This window comes from Streptomyces sp. NBC_00490 (assembly GCF_036013645.1).
Classification (GTDB): domain Bacteria; phylum Actinomycetota; class Actinomycetes; order Streptomycetales; family Streptomycetaceae; genus Streptomyces; species Streptomyces canus_F.
The window spans coordinates 1,964,775-1,979,856 of record NZ_CP107869.1 but is presented as its reverse complement, the minus strand read 5'-3'; the positions used below and the strand labels follow the sequence as shown (position 1 = coordinate 1,979,856).

At 71.6% G+C, this 15,082-nt stretch carries 13 protein-coding genes; 7 read left to right on the top strand and 6 right to left on the bottom strand.

The window, feature by feature from the left end; genetic code table 11:
• The first annotated feature begins 29 nt into the window (after positions 1 to 29).
• The 6 genes from OG381_RS08850 to OG381_RS08825 all read left to right on the top strand — a co-directional run bounded on the left by OG381_RS08850 (position 30) and on the right by OG381_RS08825 (position 5,780).
• Positions 30 to 2,576, top strand: a complete 2,547-nt coding sequence (locus OG381_RS08850) for a sensor histidine kinase (RefSeq protein ID WP_327715574.1) — start codon at positions 30 to 32, stop codon at positions 2,574 to 2,576.
• A complete protein-coding gene (locus OG381_RS08845; RefSeq protein ID WP_266832345.1) occupies positions 2,573 to 3,007 on the top strand; it encodes a roadblock/LC7 domain-containing protein in 435 nt (144 codons plus the stop codon). The genes OG381_RS08850 and OG381_RS08845 overlap by 4 nt, the downstream gene beginning before the upstream one ends.
• Before the next feature lie 22 nt (positions 3,008 to 3,029).
• Positions 3,030 to 3,443, top strand: coding sequence for a DUF742 domain-containing protein (locus OG381_RS08840; protein WP_327715573.1), 414 nt, complete (start codon positions 3,030 to 3,032; stop codon positions 3,441 to 3,443).
• Between the two features lie 147 nt (positions 3,444 to 3,590).
• Positions 3,591 to 4,196, top strand: coding sequence for a GTP-binding protein (locus tag OG381_RS08835; protein WP_307033896.1), 606 nt, complete (start codon positions 3,591 to 3,593; stop codon positions 4,194 to 4,196).
• Positions 4,197 to 4,328: 132 nt separating this feature from the next.
• Positions 4,329 to 4,742 (top strand): roadblock/LC7 domain-containing protein, encoded by a 414-nt coding sequence (locus OG381_RS08830; protein ID WP_327715572.1) that lies wholly within the window; start codon positions 4,329 to 4,331, stop codon positions 4,740 to 4,742.
• Between the two features lie 126 nt (positions 4,743 to 4,868).
• Entirely contained in the window at positions 4,869 to 5,780 is a 912-nt protein-coding gene (locus OG381_RS08825; RefSeq protein ID WP_327715571.1) for a DUF6397 family protein, read from the top strand.
• Between the two features lie 22 nt (positions 5,781 to 5,802).
• Here OG381_RS08825 and OG381_RS08820 read toward each other — a convergent pair whose 3' ends face one another.
• Both OG381_RS08820 and OG381_RS08815 read right to left on the bottom strand, forming a co-directional pair.
• Positions 5,803 to 6,669: an acyl-CoA thioesterase gene (locus tag OG381_RS08820; protein ID WP_307033901.1), complete on the bottom strand. Its 867-nt coding sequence runs from the start codon at positions 6,667 to 6,669 to the stop codon at positions 5,803 to 5,805.
• Positions 6,670 to 6,688: 19 nt separating this feature from the next.
• Positions 6,689 to 9,202 carry a DEAD/DEAH box helicase gene (locus OG381_RS08815; RefSeq protein WP_327715570.1) on the bottom strand — a complete coding sequence of 838 codons (2,514 nt, stop codon included), beginning with the start codon at positions 9,200 to 9,202 and terminating at the stop codon, positions 6,689 to 6,691.
• Positions 9,203 to 9,347: 145 nt separating this feature from the next.
• Here OG381_RS08815 and OG381_RS08810 point away from each other — a divergent pair, with 145 nt between their 5' ends.
• Entirely contained in the window at positions 9,348 to 10,142 is a 795-nt protein-coding gene (locus OG381_RS08810; RefSeq protein ID WP_327715569.1) for a metal-dependent hydrolase, read from the top strand.
• Between the two features lie 80 nt (positions 10,143 to 10,222).
• Here the strand turns inward: OG381_RS08810 and OG381_RS08805 are convergent, their stop codons facing one another.
• From OG381_RS08805 to OG381_RS08790, 4 genes are all read right to left on the bottom strand, one after another.
• Positions 10,223 to 10,489 (bottom strand): type B 50S ribosomal protein L31, encoded by a 267-nt coding sequence (locus OG381_RS08805; protein ID WP_327715568.1) that lies wholly within the window; start codon positions 10,487 to 10,489, stop codon positions 10,223 to 10,225.
• 15 nt (positions 10,490 to 10,504) lie between these two features.
• Entirely contained in the window at positions 10,505 to 10,966 is a 462-nt protein-coding gene (locus OG381_RS08800; protein WP_327715567.1) for a DUF5709 domain-containing protein, read from the bottom strand.
• Positions 10,967 to 11,454: 488 nt separating this feature from the next.
• Positions 11,455 to 13,236 carry an ABC transporter ATP-binding protein gene (locus OG381_RS08795; RefSeq protein WP_327715566.1) on the bottom strand — a complete coding sequence of 594 codons (1,782 nt, stop codon included), beginning with the start codon at positions 13,234 to 13,236 and terminating at the stop codon, positions 11,455 to 11,457.
• Positions 13,233 to 15,014 (bottom strand): ABC transporter ATP-binding protein, encoded by a 1,782-nt coding sequence (locus OG381_RS08790; RefSeq protein WP_327715565.1) that lies wholly within the window; start codon positions 15,012 to 15,014, stop codon positions 13,233 to 13,235. The genes OG381_RS08795 and OG381_RS08790 overlap by 4 nt, the downstream gene beginning before the upstream one ends.
• Positions 15,015 to 15,082: the final 68 nt, after the last annotated feature.

Below are 15,082 nucleotides of genomic sequence, written 5' to 3'. Positions count from 1 at the left end.
CCCACCGACCACTTCCGAGGCAGGAGGCCATGCGTACATCCCGTAGGACCCACACGAACGGCGCCGAGGCATCGGCTCCGTCCCCCGCCCGCGGCCGCCGCGCCCACGCCGGACCACCGGCCGACGAACGCCTGGACGAGCCGGCGGGCGCCGTACCGGACGAGACGCCCACGCCCGCGGGACGGTGGCTGATACGCCCGCGCACCGTGCGCGCCAAGATCGTCTGCCTGCTGATGGTGCCGGTCGTCTCACTGCTGGCCCTGTGGGCGTACGCCACCGTCACCACCGCCCAGGACGTCTCCAGGCTGCGGCAGTTGCAGCGGGTGGACGCCGAGATCCGGGCCCCTGTCGCGGCCGCCGTCGCCGCGCTCCAGGCGGAACGCGCGGCCGCGGTGCGCTATGCGATCGTCCCGACCGGCGGCCGCGGCGCAGACCTCAAGACCCTCGCGGAACGCACGGACAAGGCCCTGGACAAGCTCCGGCTCGGCGACGACAACACCGTCGCCGACGGCGAGGAACTGCCCGCCGGAGTGGCCCAGCGTCTCGAGACCTTCGTGGCCGGTGGTGAGCAACTGCGCTCCGTGCGGGCCGCGGTGCTCGACCGCCGCGTCGGCTGGGACGAGACGTACGGGCGCTACACCCGGACCATCGCGACGGCCTTCGGCGTGGGCGGCGCCCTCACCGGCATCCAGGACGCCGAACTGGGCTCCGACGCGCGCGTGCTGCTCGAATTCTCCCGCGCGGGAGAGGCGTTGGCCCAGGAGGACGTCCTGCTGGGCGCCGCACGTCTCGCCGGGCGCATCGACGGCGAGCGGCTGCGGCTGTTCACCGGCGCCGTCGAAACCCGCCGCACCCTCACCGAGGCCGCCGTCGCCGACCTGCGTGGCCCCGAACGCGCCGCCTGGCAGGACCTCGCCGACGGCAGCGACTACGCGGCCGTGGACACCGTCGAGGACAAGGTCCTCGCGAGCCGCGCGGGCGCGTCGGCGATCGCCGCGGCGCCCGAGACCACCTGGAGCAAGGCACACGCGCGCGTGCAGGACGGGATGCGGACCATCGAGGAGGACGCCGGACGCGGCGTCGCGGACCAGGCGGACCCGTTCACCCGCGGTCTGCTCACCCCGGCCGGTGCCGCCGTCCTGTTCGGCCTCGCGGCCGTCGTCGCGTCGCTCGTCATCTCCGTACGCATCGGACGCGGCCTGGTCATCGAGCTGGAGGGCCTGCGCAACCTCGCCCTGGAGATCGCGCGGCGCAAACTCCCCGAGGCGATGCGGAAGCTGCGCGCCGGCGAGGAGATCGACGTCCAGGCCGAGGCCCCGCCCGGACCGCCGTCGGAGGACGAGACGGGGCAGGTCGCCGAGGCCCTGGGGACCGTGCACCGCGCCGCGCTGCGGGCCGCCGTGGAACGCGCCGAACTCGCCAGCGGCATCTCCGGGGTGTTCGTCAACCTCGCCCGCCGCAGCCAGGTCCTCGTGCATCGCCAGCTGAGCCTGCTGGACAACATGGAACGCCGCTCCGAGGACCCCAACGAGCTGAGCGACCTCTTCCGGCTCGACCACCTCACCACCCGTATGCGGCGGCACGCGGAGAGCCTGATCATCCTCTCCGGAGCGGCACCCGGCCGGGCCTGGCGCATGCCGGTCTCCCTGACCAACGTGGTGCGCGCCGCCGTCTCCGAGGTGGAGGACTACGCGCGCGTGGAGGTACGACAGCTCCCCGAGGCGTCCGTCATCGGCGGGGCCGTCGCCGACGTCACCCATCTCCTGGCCGAGATCGTCGAGAACGCCGCGCAGTTCTCGCCCCCGCACACGCGCGTGCGCGTCACCGGTGAACCGGTGGGCAACGGTTACGCGATCGAGGTCGAGGACCGAGGGCTGGGCATGGGCAAGGAGTCCCTCGCCGAGGCCAACCACCGCATCGAGCAGTCCGAGGCGCTCGACCTGTTCGACAGCGACCGGCTCGGACTCTTCGTGGTCAGCAGGCTCGCGGCCCGGCACGGCATCAAGGTCCACCTGCGCACCTCGCCCTACGGCGGCACCACGGCCGTCGTCCTGCTGCCCACCTCCCTGCTGCACAGCGGTCCGGAGGAACGTTCCCCCCGCAAGGCCGTGGACCAGGAACACGTGTACGCGCGCGTACCCGGCGCCGCCAGGCCGCAGGAGTCCGTGCACGCCCCGGCCGACCGGCCGGCACTGGTGGCCCCCGCACCGGTCGCGGCGGAGGCCAGGGCGGAGGTCGCGGCGCCGGCGAGGGCGGCGTCCGGGTCCGACACCCCACCCCCCGGAGTCACCACCTTGCGACTGCACCGTCCCCCGGACGACTCCGAGGAATCGGACGACCTCCCGCGCCGCGTCCGCCAGGCGAACCTCGCCCCTCAGCTGCGCGAACCACGTACGGAGGAACCGGAACCACACTCCGACCCCCGGGGTGAGGACGGGCGCACCCCCGAGCTCGTACGGGACCGGATGGCGGCCTACCGCGAAGGCTGGGCACGCGGCGGCGGCCGCCGTCCCGGCCGCGGCGCCGCCCCGGATCCCGCCGCGGTCAGCGACAGCAGCGAAGGAGATCCCGCATGATCCAGGACCCCAGCATGAGGGCCGCCCAGCGGTCCGGTGAACTCGACTGGCTGCTGGACGACTTGGTGCTGCGCGTCAGCGAGGTACGGCACGCCGTCGTGCTGTCCAACGACGGCCTGGCCGTGGGGGCGTCGACCGATCTGCGCCGCGAGGACGCGGAGCACCTGGCCGCGGTGGCCTCCGGCTTCCACAGCCTGGCCAAGGGCGCCGGCCGCCACTTCGGGGCGGGCGGAGTGCGCCAGACCATGGTCGAGATGGACGACGGCTTCCTGTTCGTGGCCGCCGCCGGTGACGGCTCCTGCCTCGCCCTGCTCACCGCCGTGACCGCCGACATCGGCCTGGTGGCCTACGAGATGGCACGGCTCGTCAAGCGCGTCGGCGAGCACCTGTACACGGCACCGCGCGTCGCCGCGCGGCCTCCCGCCGGATGAGACGAGAAGGCGGTCCACGCTCATGACGGAGGACATGACGGACGCCCCGCGCGAGCAGGGCAGTCAGTGGTACGACGGTGAGGCGGGGCCTCTCGTCCGCCCGTACGCCATGACGGGCGGACGCACCCAACCCGGCCCCACCGGGGTGCGTTTCGACCTCATCGCCCTGGTCACCCTGGACGCGGCCGCGCCCGGCGTCGACGACGACACCGCGCTCGGACCCGAACACCGGGTCCTGATCGAACTGTGCCGTATCGAGACCCAGTCGGTCGCCGAACTCGCCGCGGACGCCGACCTGCCCCTCGGCGTGGTCAGAGTGCTCCTCGGCGACCTTCTGGAACTCGGCTGCGTCACCGTCAGCCGCCCGGTACCGCCCGCGCAGCTTCCTGACGAACGGATTCTGCGCGAGGTGATCGAAGGACTGCGGGCACTGTAGATGAAACTTCGTAACCGAACGCGCGCGAACCGGCCACATCGGTCAAATAGCGGTGCAACCCCGCGAAGGGGTGCCGCAGTTGTCATCATGCTGACTTCGCACACCTGCACCGTCGGCCGTTACCGGTACTCCCGAGAGAAGTGATCAATGGTCTCCGAGACTTCCGATGCCCAGGGCGGCGAGTCGACCGCGCTGGCGTTGAAGATACTGGTCGCCGGCGGATTCGGCGTGGGCAAGACCACCCTGGTGGGCGCGGTCAGTGAGATCAGGCCGCTGCGCACCGAGGAACTCCTCAGCGAGGCCGGTCAGTTGGTCGACGACACCGGCGGCGTGGACCAGAAGGTCACGACCACGGTCGCCATGGACTTCGGCCGCATCACCATCCGCTCCGGTCTCTCCCTCTACCTCTTCGGCACCCCCGGCCAGGACCGTTTCTGGTTCCTGTGGGACGAGTTGTCGCAAGGCGCCCTGGGCGCCGTGGTCCTCGCGGACACCCGGCGCCTGGAGGACTGCTTCCCGGCGGTCGACTACTTCGAGCACCGGCACATCCCGTTCGTCGTGGCCGTCAACTGCTTCACGGGTGCCCGCACCTACAACGCCGGGGACGTCTCCCGCGCCCTCGACCTCGACAGCGGCACCCCCGTGGTGCTCTGCGACGCCCGGGACCGTGACTCGGGCAAGGAAGTGCTGATCCGACTCGTCGAGTACGCGGGACGGATGCACACCGCCCGACTGCTCGACTCGGTGGGATGACCCGGTGACCGAGCAAAGGTTCGGCCATCTTCGGCGGCTTGGCCCGTCCTCCTTGCCGAGGCACTGGCCGTCGGGAAGGGTGGCCGGGAGATCCTCCGGCCAGGGGGAGACGTCACACGGGGAGACGGAGACATGGCGCAGAACCAGGGACTCGGCTGGTTGCTGGACGATCTGACGGAGCGTGTCAACCACGTACGGCACGCACTGGTCCTGTCAAACGACGGGCTGGTGGCGGGAGCGAGCACGGGGCTGCGCCGCGAGGACGCGGAGCATCTCGCCGCCGTCGCGTCCGGACTGCACAGCCTGGCCAAGGGGTCCGGACGCCACTTCGGCGCGGGCAGAGTGCGTCAGACGATGGTCGAGTTCGACGACGCGGTGCTGTTCGTCACCGCCGCTGGGACCGGCAGCTGTCTGTGCGTGCTCAGCGGCGCGGAGGCCGACATCGGGCAGATCGCCTACGAGATGACCCTGCTCGTCAATCGCGTGGGCGAGAACCTCGGCGTGGACGTCCGCCGACCCGAACAGAGCTCGGCCATGGACCTCTGACCTGCACCTTTTCCCTCCCCCGTGGAGTTATCCACAGGCTCACCAGGAGATCCGCCGGACCGGTTACGGTTTTTTCACGGCGAGCGCACACAGCGTGAGCGACCGACTCCACGGGGGAGTGCGACCATGTCAGGCAGCACCGTCACCGCATCCCACCAGCTTTCCTGCGCGCCGAGCCGCGCGGCACGGGAACTGGGGCTCAAACGAAGCGAGTTCGACCTCGCCGTCCACCTCGGCCACATCTGGACCGTCCCCGACGAAGGCGGTGGAGGCCGCCGCGTCACCCGCTCCGAGCTCGACCGGCTGCGCACGGAGGACGGCTTTCCGGACGTGCTGCTGGAACGTGTGCGGGTCGTGGGCACCAGCGAGGGCGCGGCCGTCATGGATGTGCCCGTCAGCAGGTTCACGCGCCTGGCGCGACTGGGCGCGGTGGCGCCGGTGCGCTTTTACCTGAACCGGTACCGGGCGGTGGTCTGGCTGTATCTGGCCGAGGAACTCCGGCAGTTCGCCGCCGATGAGGAGAACTCCCCCCTGCTGACCGCCCGTCGTACGCCCGAGGGGATGCGCGACCTGCTGGACGCGGGGCTGGATCTGAGGGCACGCAACTGGCGCGGACGTCACCGGGAGTTCCTGCTGCGAGTGGCCGACGGCCCCTGGGAGAGCGCCGGGGCCCTGGCCGCCTTCCTCGACCCCGTTCAGATCTCGGAGATCGTCCCGGACCCCTATGAACGCTCGCATCTCATCCGCTTCCGGCCGGGCCCGCCGGCCCAGGGCGCACAGGGTTCACCCGCCGCCTACCTCGCCGAGAGGATCATGACGGCGGACGACCCGGACGAGATCAGCCGGCTGAGGGCCGATCTGACCCGGACACTGGAGGACGCCCGCAGGCTCCGGCCCGCGCCACGACCCGCCGCGAAGCAAGCGGCTCCCGTGCCGGAGCAGCGGGCCACCGCCGGCGAGCAACCGTTCGCAGCCCTCGCCGCCTCCGAGCAGCCGCCCCGTGGCCTGCTGGGCTGGCTGCGTCGGAAAAGCGCGTGACCCGCCGCACAGACCGGGCGGCCTACAGCGCCCGGAACAGCCCTTCCTGGACGACCGACACCAGCAGCCGCCCCTCCACGTCGTAGATCCGCCCGCGGGCCAGCCCCCGGCCGCCCGTCGCGACGGGCGACTCCTGGTCGTACAGGAACCACTCGTCCGCGCGGAACGGCCGATGGAACCACATGGCGTGGTCCAGCGACGCGATGTCGAAGCTCCGCGGGCCCCACAGGGGTTCGACCGGGATACGGACGGCGTCCAGGAGGGTCATGTCACTGGCGTAGGTCAGTGCGCAGGTGTGCACGACCGGATCGTCGCCGAGCGGCCCGACCGCGCGCATCCACACCGCGCTGCGCGGCTCGGCGTCCTTGACCTCCTCGGGCGTCCAGCGCAGCCGGTCCACATAGCGGATGTCGAAGGGCTGGCGGCGCGCCATCCGCTCCAGCTGTTCGGGCAGCGCGCCCAGATGCTCCCGGATCTCGTCCGTGACCGACGGCAGCGACTCCGGGTCCGGGACCTTGCGGGCCGGCGGCAGCTGATGCTCGAAGGAACCTTCCTCAGGCTTGTGAAAGGAGGCGGTGAGATTGAAGATCGTGCGGCCCTGTTGCACCGCGGTGACCCGGCGGGTCGTGAAGGACCTGCCGTCCCGCACCCGTTCGACCTGGTACACGATCGGCACACCCGGGCGGCCCGGACGCAGGAAGTACGCGTGCAGTGAGTGCACCGGGCGGTCGCCCTCGGTGGTGCGGTTGGCGGCGACCAGCGCCTGGCCCGCCACCTGGCCGCCGAAGACCCGCTGCAGGGACTCGTTCGGGCTCAGGCCGCGGAAGATGTTGAGCTCGATCTGCTCCAGGTCGAGCAGGTCGACCAGCTTTTCGGCCGGGTTCGTCATGGGTGGGATTCTCCTGTGCTCACAGCTGACCGACATCGGAGACGCGGACGACCGCGCGGCCCTCCGCGTCGGAGGCCGTCAGATCGACCTCCGCGCTGATGCCCCAGTCATGATCGTCGTTCGGGTCGTCGAAGATCTGGCGGACCCGCCACAGACGGTTCTCCGGCTCCTCCTCGATCAGGAGCAGCTTGGGACCGCGGGCGTCGGGACCGGTGCCGAGGTCGTCGTACTCGTCCCAGTACTTGTCCATCGCCTCGCCCCAGGCATCGGCGTCCCAGCCGGCCTCGCCGTCCAGCTCACCCAGCTCCTCGACCTGGTCCAGAGCGGCGAGCTCGACACGGCGGAACATGGCGTTGCGGACGAGGACCCGGAAGGCGCGCGCGTTGGTGGTGACCGGCTTGACCTCGTCGGCCTTCTCCTGGGCCTCCTCGGCGGTCATCTCCTCCGGGTTGGCGAGCTGCTCCCACTCGTCCAGCAGGCTGGAGTCGACCTGGCGCACCATCTCGCCGAGCCACTCGATGAGGTCCTGGAGGTCCTCCGACTTGAGGTCGTCCGGGATGTTGTGGTCGAGCGTCTTGTAGGCGCTGGCGAGGTAACGCAGGACGATGCCCTCGGTGCGGGCGAGCTCGTAGAAGGACACCAACTCCGTGAAGGACATGGCCCGTTCGTACATGTCCCGGATGACGGACTTCGGGGAGAGCGGATGGTCGCCGACCCAGGGGTGGCTCTTGCGGTACGTGTCGTACGCGTGGAAGAGCAGCTCCTCCAGGGGCTTGGGGTAGCTGATGTCCTGGAGGCGCTCCATGCGCTCCTCGTACTCGATGCCGTCCGCCTTCATCGCGGCCACGGCCTCGCCCTTCGCCTTGTTCAGCTGGGCGACGAGGATCTGACGCGGATCGTCCAGCGTCGACTCGACGACGGAGACCATGTCCAGCGCGTAGGACGGCGATTCGGGGTCGAGGAGTTCGAACGCGGCGAGCGCGAAGGTGGACAGCGGCTGGTTGAGCGCGAAGTCCTGCTGGAGGTCCACGGTGAGGCGGACGATGCGGCCGCTGGCATCCGGCTCGTCGAGCTTCTCGACGATGCCGCCGTCCAGCAGCGAGCGGTAGATCGCGATCGCCCGCCGGATGTGCTTCAGCTGCTGCTTGCGCGGCTCGTGATTGTCCTCCAGCAGGTGCCGCATCGCGTCGAAGGCGTTGCCGGGACGGGCGATCACCGACAGCAACATGGTGTGCGTGACCCGGAAGCGGGACGTCAGCGGCTCGGGGTCGGAGGAGATGAGCTTGTCGAAGGTGTTCTCCGTCCAGGCGACGAAGCCCTCCGGAGCCTTCTTGCGGACCACCTTGCGGCGCTTCTTCGGGTCGTCGCCCGCCTTGGCGAGCGCCTTCTCGTTCTCGACGACATGCTCGGGCGCCTGCGCGACGACGTAGCCGGCCGTGTCGTAGCCGGCCCGCCCGGCGCGTCCGGCGATCTGGTGGAACTCACGGTTGCGCAGGGTGCGGACGCGGTTTCCGTCGTACTTGGTGAGAGCCGTGAACAGCACCGTGCGGATGGGGACGTTGACGCCCACGCCGAGCGTGTCCGTGCCGCAGATGACCTTCAGCAGACCGGCCTGCGCGAGCTTCTCCACCAGACGGCGGTACTTGGGCAGCATGCCCGCGTGGTGGACGCCGATGCCGTGCCGCACGTAACGGGAGAGGTTGCGGCCGAACTTGGTGGTGAAGCGGAAGTTGCCGATCAGGGCGGCGATCTGCTCCTTCTCCTCCTTCGAGCACATGTTGATGCTCATCAGCGCCTGCGCCCGCTCCACGGCCTGCGCCTGCGTGAAGTGCACGATGTAGACCGGCGCCTGCCTGGTCTGCAGGAGCTCGGTCAGGGTCTCGGTGAGCGGGGTGAACTTGTACTCGTAGTACAGCGGCACCGGACGGGTCGCCGAGCGGACCACCGCCGTGGGGCGGCCGGTGCGCCGGGTGAGGTCCTCCTCGAACATCGAGACATCGCCGAGCGTGGCCGACATCAGGATGAACTGTGCCTGGGGCAGCTCCAGGATGGGGATCTGCCAGGCCCAGCCGCGGTCCCCCTCCGCGTAGAAGTGGAACTCGTCCATGACGACCTGGCCGACGTCCGCCTGCTTGCCGTCGCGCAGCGCGATCGAGGCGAGCACCTCGGCGGTGCAGCAGATGACGGGGGCGTCGGCGTTGACGGACGCGTCGCCGGTCAGCATGCCGACGTTCTCGGTGCCGAAGATCTTGCACAGCTCGAAGAACTTCTCCGAGACCAGCGCCTTGATCGGCGCGGTGTAGAAGGTGACCTCGTCCCGGGCCAGCGCGGCGAAGTGCGCGGCCGCCGCGATCATGCTCTTGCCGGAGCCGGTGGGCGTCGACACGATCACGTTCGCACCGGAGACCACCTCGATCAGCGCCTCCTCCTGATGGGGGTAGAGCGTGAGACCGCGCTCCACGGCCCACGACTCGAAGGCTTCGTAGAGGGCGTCGGGGTCTGCGGTCTGCGGCAGCTGATCGATGAGGGTCACCCACCCATCTTGCCTGCCCTCCTGCTCCAGAGGGGAATCGGATGCGGGGGCGAAGATCACGAGCAGTACGCTGTGTCGCCGACAGAGCGTCAGCACGGCCGTTCAACTGGACAGCGGCACAAGAGGAATGGGGCGGGCCACGCCGATGATGGGACCAGCACACTCACTGTCGGGGGCTGCCGCCTGGCTCGGCGTCGGAGCCGCGGCCGCCGCGACGGGCCACACGATGCCCTGGCCGGTCCTGCTGGCCGGCGCCCTGATCTGCGCGGGGGCGGCGCTCGCCCCCGACCTCGATCACAAGGCGGCCACCATCTCGCGGGCCTTCGGGCCGATCTCACGGGGCCTGTGCGAGATCGTCGACAAGCTCTCGTACGCCGTCTACAAGGGGACGAAGAAGCAGGGCGACCCCCGTCGCTCCGGCGGCCACCGCACCCTCACCCACACCTGGCTGTGGGCCGTGCTGATCGGTGCGGGCGCCTCGGTCGCGGCGATCACGGGCGGGCGCTGGGCGGTCCTCGCGCTGCTCTTCGTGCACATGGTGCTGGCCATCGAGGGCCTGCTGTGGCGGGCGACCCGCGGCTCCAGCGCCGACATCCTGGTGTGGCTGCTGGCCGCGACGAGCTCGTGGATCCTCGCCGGCGTCCTGGACAAGCCGGGCAACGGCTCGGACTGGCTGTTCGCGGCGCCGGGCCAGGAGTACCTGTGGCTGGGTCTGCCCGTCCTGCTGGGCGCGCTGGTCCACGACATCGGGGACGCGCTGACGGTCTCCGGCTGCCCGATCCTGTGGCCGATCCCGGTGGGCCGCAAGCGCTGGTACCCGATCGGGCCGCCCAAGGTCCTGCGGTTCCGGGCGGGCAGCTGGGTCGAGCTGAAGGTGCTGATGCCGGCGTTCATGCTGCTCGGCGGGGTGGGCTGCGCGGCGGCGCTGAACTTCATCTGAGGAAGGGGCCGGGAGCGGACGACCGGGGCGGCCTCAGGGGGCGCTCGCCCCGCACCGTCCCGGCCCGTCGTGGCCGACGCTCACCCTTCGGCGCCCTGCCCCGCCCCACCGCCGTACCGTCGCTCGAACTGCGCGATCCGTCCCTCCGAGTCCACCGTCCGGGCCTTGCCGGTGTAGAAGGGGTGGCTCTCCGAGGAGATCTCCACGTCCACGACGGGGTAGGTCTCGCCGTCGTCCCACTCGATGGTCCGGTCGCTCGTGGCGGTGGACCGGGTCAGGAAGGCGTAACCGGCGGCACGGTCGCGGAAGACGACCTCGCGGTAGTCGGGGTGCTTGTCCTGCTGCATGTGTGCTCCTCGGGGTCAGCCGGACAGGGCGTCCTCGTCGACGATGTGCATCGCGGCCTCCTCGGCCGACGCCGCCGCACCGTCGATGCCCACGTCCGTGGCGATCAGGCCACTCTCGTCGTCCTCATGGGCGCCCTCGTCGGGGGCGACGAGCCGGCCGGAGCGGCGGGCGCCGACCTCGTTGTCCAGGAGTTCGCCGTCGCCGCCGTCGTAGTCGCCGATGCCGTCACCTTCGGGTACGGGGGCCTCCGGCAGCTCCTCGGCGAGCCGTTCGTCCAACGTCTCGCGGTCGGCCGCCGTCACCCCGGTGTGCTCGACCGCCCAGGGACGCTCCGGAGGAGACCAGCCGCGGTCGAGCGGGTCGCCGACACCGTCGTCCTCGAGGGTGTCCTCCGCGTCCAGCAGGCCGGCGTCGTCCTGGACCTCGGACCCGTCGGGCTGGTAGACGTCGTCTCCCCATCCGTCGGAGCTGTTCACGGATACCTCCAGGTGGTGGGGCCGGGCCCGTGGCCACCGCGGCCGTCCGCGGTGCGGGCACAAGCTGCGTCCGGCGCGAAACGCGTGGTTTCCGGACGCTCCCCGAACCGGTGCCGCTCTCCAGCCTTCCACCCCTTTTCACCCCGGCGCAACGGCACGGCGCGCGGACGGGCCGCGCGGCACCGGGTTCGGGTCACGTCGTGCCTGGTCGGTGACGGGCCCGGTCCACCGGGACGAGCCACGCCTGACCAGGTCGGCGGAGGCCCCGAGGCCCGGGGACGGTCCGCTGCCCCGCACCGGAGCGGCGCACAGCCCCCGGAGCCGGCGGACCGCAACTCCGTCACCGGATCGGTCGCGCGGCTCGCACCGCCCGGGCCGCGCCCCGACCCCTCGCCGGACGGTGACGCGAGGGCGTGCACGCCCACCGAACGGCCGGGGAGCCGCCGCACCGGAGTACGACGGCTCCCGAGACCGGCCGGGCCGCGGTGTCAGCTGTGCCACGACCTCCACAGCGACGCGTACGCCCCGTCCGCCGCCACCAGCTCGTCATGGCTGCCCAGCTCGCTGATGCGGCCGTTCTCCACGACCGCGATGACATCCGCGTCATGGGCGGTGTGCAGACGGTGGGCGATGGCGACCACCGTGCGGCCGTCGAGGACACGGGCCAGGGACCGCTCCAGATGCCGGGCCGCGCGCGGGTCCAGCAGGGACGTCGCCTCGTCGAGGACCAGCGTGTGCGGGTCGGCCAGGACCAGGCGGGCCAGCGCGATCTGCTGCGCCTGGGCCGGGGTGAGGGCCAGACCGCCCGAGCCGACCTCCGTGTCCAGCCCCTCGTCCAGGGCCCGCGCCCAGCCGTCCGCGTCGACCGCGCCCAGCGCCGCCCACAGTTCCGCCTCGACGGCGGAGGTACGGGCCAGGAGCAGGTTGTCGCGGAGCGAGCCAACGAAGACGTGGTGCTCCTGGTTCACCAGGGCCACGTGCGAGCGGACCCGCTCGGCCGGCATCCGGGACAGTTCCGCACCGCCCAGGGTGATCCGGCCGTTCCGGGGCGCGTAGATCCCCGCGAGCAGCCTGCCCAGGGTGGACTTGCCCGCCCCGGACGGGCCGACCAGCGCCAGCCGGGTGCCGGGGGCGACCTCCAGGGACACCTTGCGCAGCACGTCCACGCCCTCGAGGTAGCCGAAGTGCACCCGGTCCGCGTGCACCTCGCGCCCGTCGGGACGCACCGAGTCGTCGCCGGCGTCCGGCTCGACGTCCCGGACACCGACCAGCCGGGCCAGCGACACCTGGGCCACCTGGAGCTCGTCGTACCAGCGCAGGATCAGCCCGACCGGGTCGACGAGCATCTGCGCGATCAGCGCACCGGTCGTCAGCTGACCGACGTCGATCCAGCCGTGCAGGACGAACACACCGCCGACCATCAGGACCGAGGAGAGGATCAGCACGTGGGTGACGTTGATGAACGGGAAGAGCACCGACCGCAGATAGAGCGTGTAGCGCTCCCACGCCGTCCACTCCTTGATCCGCCGCTCCGACAGTTCGACGCGGCGCGCGCCGAGGCGATGCGCCTCGACGGTGTGACCGGCGTCCACGGTCTCGGCGAGCGCGGCGGCGACGGCCGCGTACCCGGCGGCCTCCGAGCGGTAGGCGGACGGCGCCCGCTTGAAGTACCAGCGGCAGCCGACCACCAGCACCGGCAGGGCGAGCAGCACGGCGGCGGCCAGCGGCGGCGCGGTGACGACGAGCCCGCCGAGCAGCAGGACGACCCACACCACACCGATCGACAGCTGGGGCACGGCCTCGCGCATCGCATTGGCCAGCCGGTCGATGTCGGTCGTGATCCGGGACAGCAGATCACCCGTCCCGGCCCGCTCCAGGACACCCGGCGGCAGCCCGACCGACCGCACGAGGAAGTCCTCGCGCAGGTCGGCCAGCATCCGCTCGCCGAGCATCGCGCCGCGCAGCCGTACCTGCTGCACGAACACGGCCTGGGCGACGAGCGCGAGCACGAACAGCCCGGCGGTCAGCTCCAGATGAAGTTCACGAGCCTCTTCCGAGACCCGCTCCACGAGCCCGCCGAGCAGCCACGGCCCCACCATCGACGCCAGCACGGACACCGTGTTGACGGCGATCAGGACCAGGAAGGCACGGCGGTGCCGGCGGAACAGTTCGGTCACGTACGCGCGCACGGTCGCGGAGCCCCCGACGGGCAGGGTGTTCGCCGTCGTCGGGGCCGCCGGATCGTACGCCGGTGGCGCCACGCCGATCATGCCGTCTCCTCGATCTCTTCCAGTACGCCTGTCAGGGCGTCGTCGGTGGATGGGGTCTCGCGGGTCACGACCGCGCGGTACCGGGGTTCCTTGTGCACCAGTTCGCGGTGCACGCCCACGGCCACGACCTCGCCCTCGTGCACCAGCACGACCCGGTCCGCACGGTCCAGGAGCAGCGGCGACGAGGTGAAGACCACGGTCGTACGACCGGAGCGCAGGTTCCGGACGCCCTCGGCGATCCGGGCCTCGGTGTGCGAGTCGACGGCGGAGGTCGGCTCGTCCAGGACCAGCACGTCCGGGTCCGTGATCAGCGACCGGGCCAGGGCGAGCCGCTGGCGCTGGCCGCCCGACAGGGAGCGTCCGCGTTCGGTGATCCGGGCGTCCAGCGGGTCCTCGGTGCCGAGCGAGCCCTGCACGAGCGCGGCGAGGACGTCGTCGCACTGCGCCGCCGTCAGCGCCTCCCTCGGGTCGATGTCACCCGAGGCGGGCACGTCGAGCAGCTCGCGCAGGGTGCCGGACAGCAGGACCGGGTCCTTGTCCTGGACGAGGACGGCCGTCCGCGCGACCGAGAGCGGCAGCTCGTCCAGCGGCACCCCGCCCAGCAGCACGGACGTCCCCCCTTCGGAGGGGTGGCCGCCGAGGCGTTCCGCCAGCAGGCCCGCCGCGTCCGGGTCGCCGCACACCACGGCCGTGAGCCGGCCGGACGGCGCGAGCACACCGGTCGCCGGGTCGTACAGGTCTCCGGACGGCGGGTCACCGGCCAGCGAGCCCTCCTCGGACGTGGCACGCTCCAGCGACAGCACCCGCGCGGCCCGGCGGGCCGAGGGACGCGAGAAGGAGTACGCCATGGCGATCTCCTCGAAGTGCCGCAGCGGATAGGTGAGGATCATGACCGAGCTGTAGGTGGCGACGAGTTCACCGAGGGTGATCCGGCCCTCGCGGGCCAGTCCGACGCCGTGCCAGACGACCGCGATCAGCAGCAGTCCCGGCAGCAGCACCTGGATCGCGGAGATCAGGGACCACATGCGGGCGCTGCGGACGGCGGCGTGGCGCACCTCCTGCGAGGCGCTGCGGTAGCGGTCGAGGAAGAGCTCCTCGCCGCCGATGCCGCGCAGCACCCGCAGTCCGGCCACCGTGTCCGAGGCCAGCTCGGTGGCACGGCCCGCCTTCTCCCGCTGGAAGTCGGCGCGCCGGGTGGCGCGGGGCAGCAGCGGCAGGACGGCGACCGCCAGCACCGGCAGACCCACGGCGACCACGACGCCGAGTGCCGGCTGGTAGACCACCAGGCCCACGCAGACGATCACGACGGTGAGCGCCGCGGCGGTGAACCGGGAGACGGCCTCCACGAACCAGCCGATCTTCTCGATGTCGCCCGTGGAGACGGCCACGACCTCGCCGGCCGAGACCCGTCGGGTGAGCCCCGAGCCCAGCGAGGAGGCCTTGCGGGCCAGCAGTTGCTGGACGCGGGCGGCGGCGGTGATCCAGTTGGTGATGGCGGTGCGGTGCAGGAAGGTGTCGCCGATCGCTGTGCCGGCGCAGGCCAGTGCCAGCAGCCCGCCCGCGAGGGCGAGCCGGCTGCCGGACCGGTCGACCACGGCCTGTACGGCGAGGCCCACACAGAACGGCAGGGCGGAGACGGACACGAAGTGCACCAGTCCCCAGGCCAGGGACCTGAGTTGGCCGCCCAGCTGATTCCTGAAGAGCCACCACAGGAACCGGGGACCCGAGCGCGCGTCCGGCACACCCGGGTCGGGATACGGAAGGTCGTGAATCTGCATGACGGATGACGTCCCAGTGGCTCGTGTCAGGGGGGTGGGGGGGACCGCGGACGGCGGTAGCAAACCGT

Coding starts and splice junctions, on each gene's coding strand:
- OG381_RS08835 (WP_307033896.1), top strand. CDS start 3,591: ATGGTCTCCGAGACTTCCGATGCCCAGGGCGGCGAGTCGACCGCGCTG.
- OG381_RS08790 (WP_327715565.1), bottom strand. CDS start 15,014: ATGCAGATTCACGACCTTCCGTATCCCGACCCGGGTGTGCCGGACGCG.
- OG381_RS08795 (WP_327715566.1), bottom strand. CDS start 13,236: ATGATCGGCGTGGCGCCACCGGCGTACGATCCGGCGGCCCCGACGACG.
- OG381_RS08805 (WP_327715568.1), bottom strand. CDS start 10,489: ATGCAGCAGGACAAGCACCCCGACTACCGCGAGGTCGTCTTCCGCGAC.
- OG381_RS08845 (WP_266832345.1), top strand. CDS start 2,573: ATGATCCAGGACCCCAGCATGAGGGCCGCCCAGCGGTCCGGTGAACTC.
- OG381_RS08850 (WP_327715574.1), top strand. CDS start 30: ATGCGTACATCCCGTAGGACCCACACGAACGGCGCCGAGGCATCGGCT.
- OG381_RS08830 (WP_327715572.1), top strand. CDS start 4,329: ATGGCGCAGAACCAGGGACTCGGCTGGTTGCTGGACGATCTGACGGAG.
- OG381_RS08840 (WP_327715573.1), top strand. CDS start 3,030: ATGACGGAGGACATGACGGACGCCCCGCGCGAGCAGGGCAGTCAGTGG.
- OG381_RS08810 (WP_327715569.1), top strand. CDS start 9,348: ATGATGGGACCAGCACACTCACTGTCGGGGGCTGCCGCCTGGCTCGGC.
- OG381_RS08820 (WP_307033901.1), bottom strand. CDS start 6,669: ATGACGAACCCGGCCGAAAAGCTGGTCGACCTGCTCGACCTGGAGCAG.
- OG381_RS08825 (WP_327715571.1), top strand. CDS start 4,869: ATGTCAGGCAGCACCGTCACCGCATCCCACCAGCTTTCCTGCGCGCCG.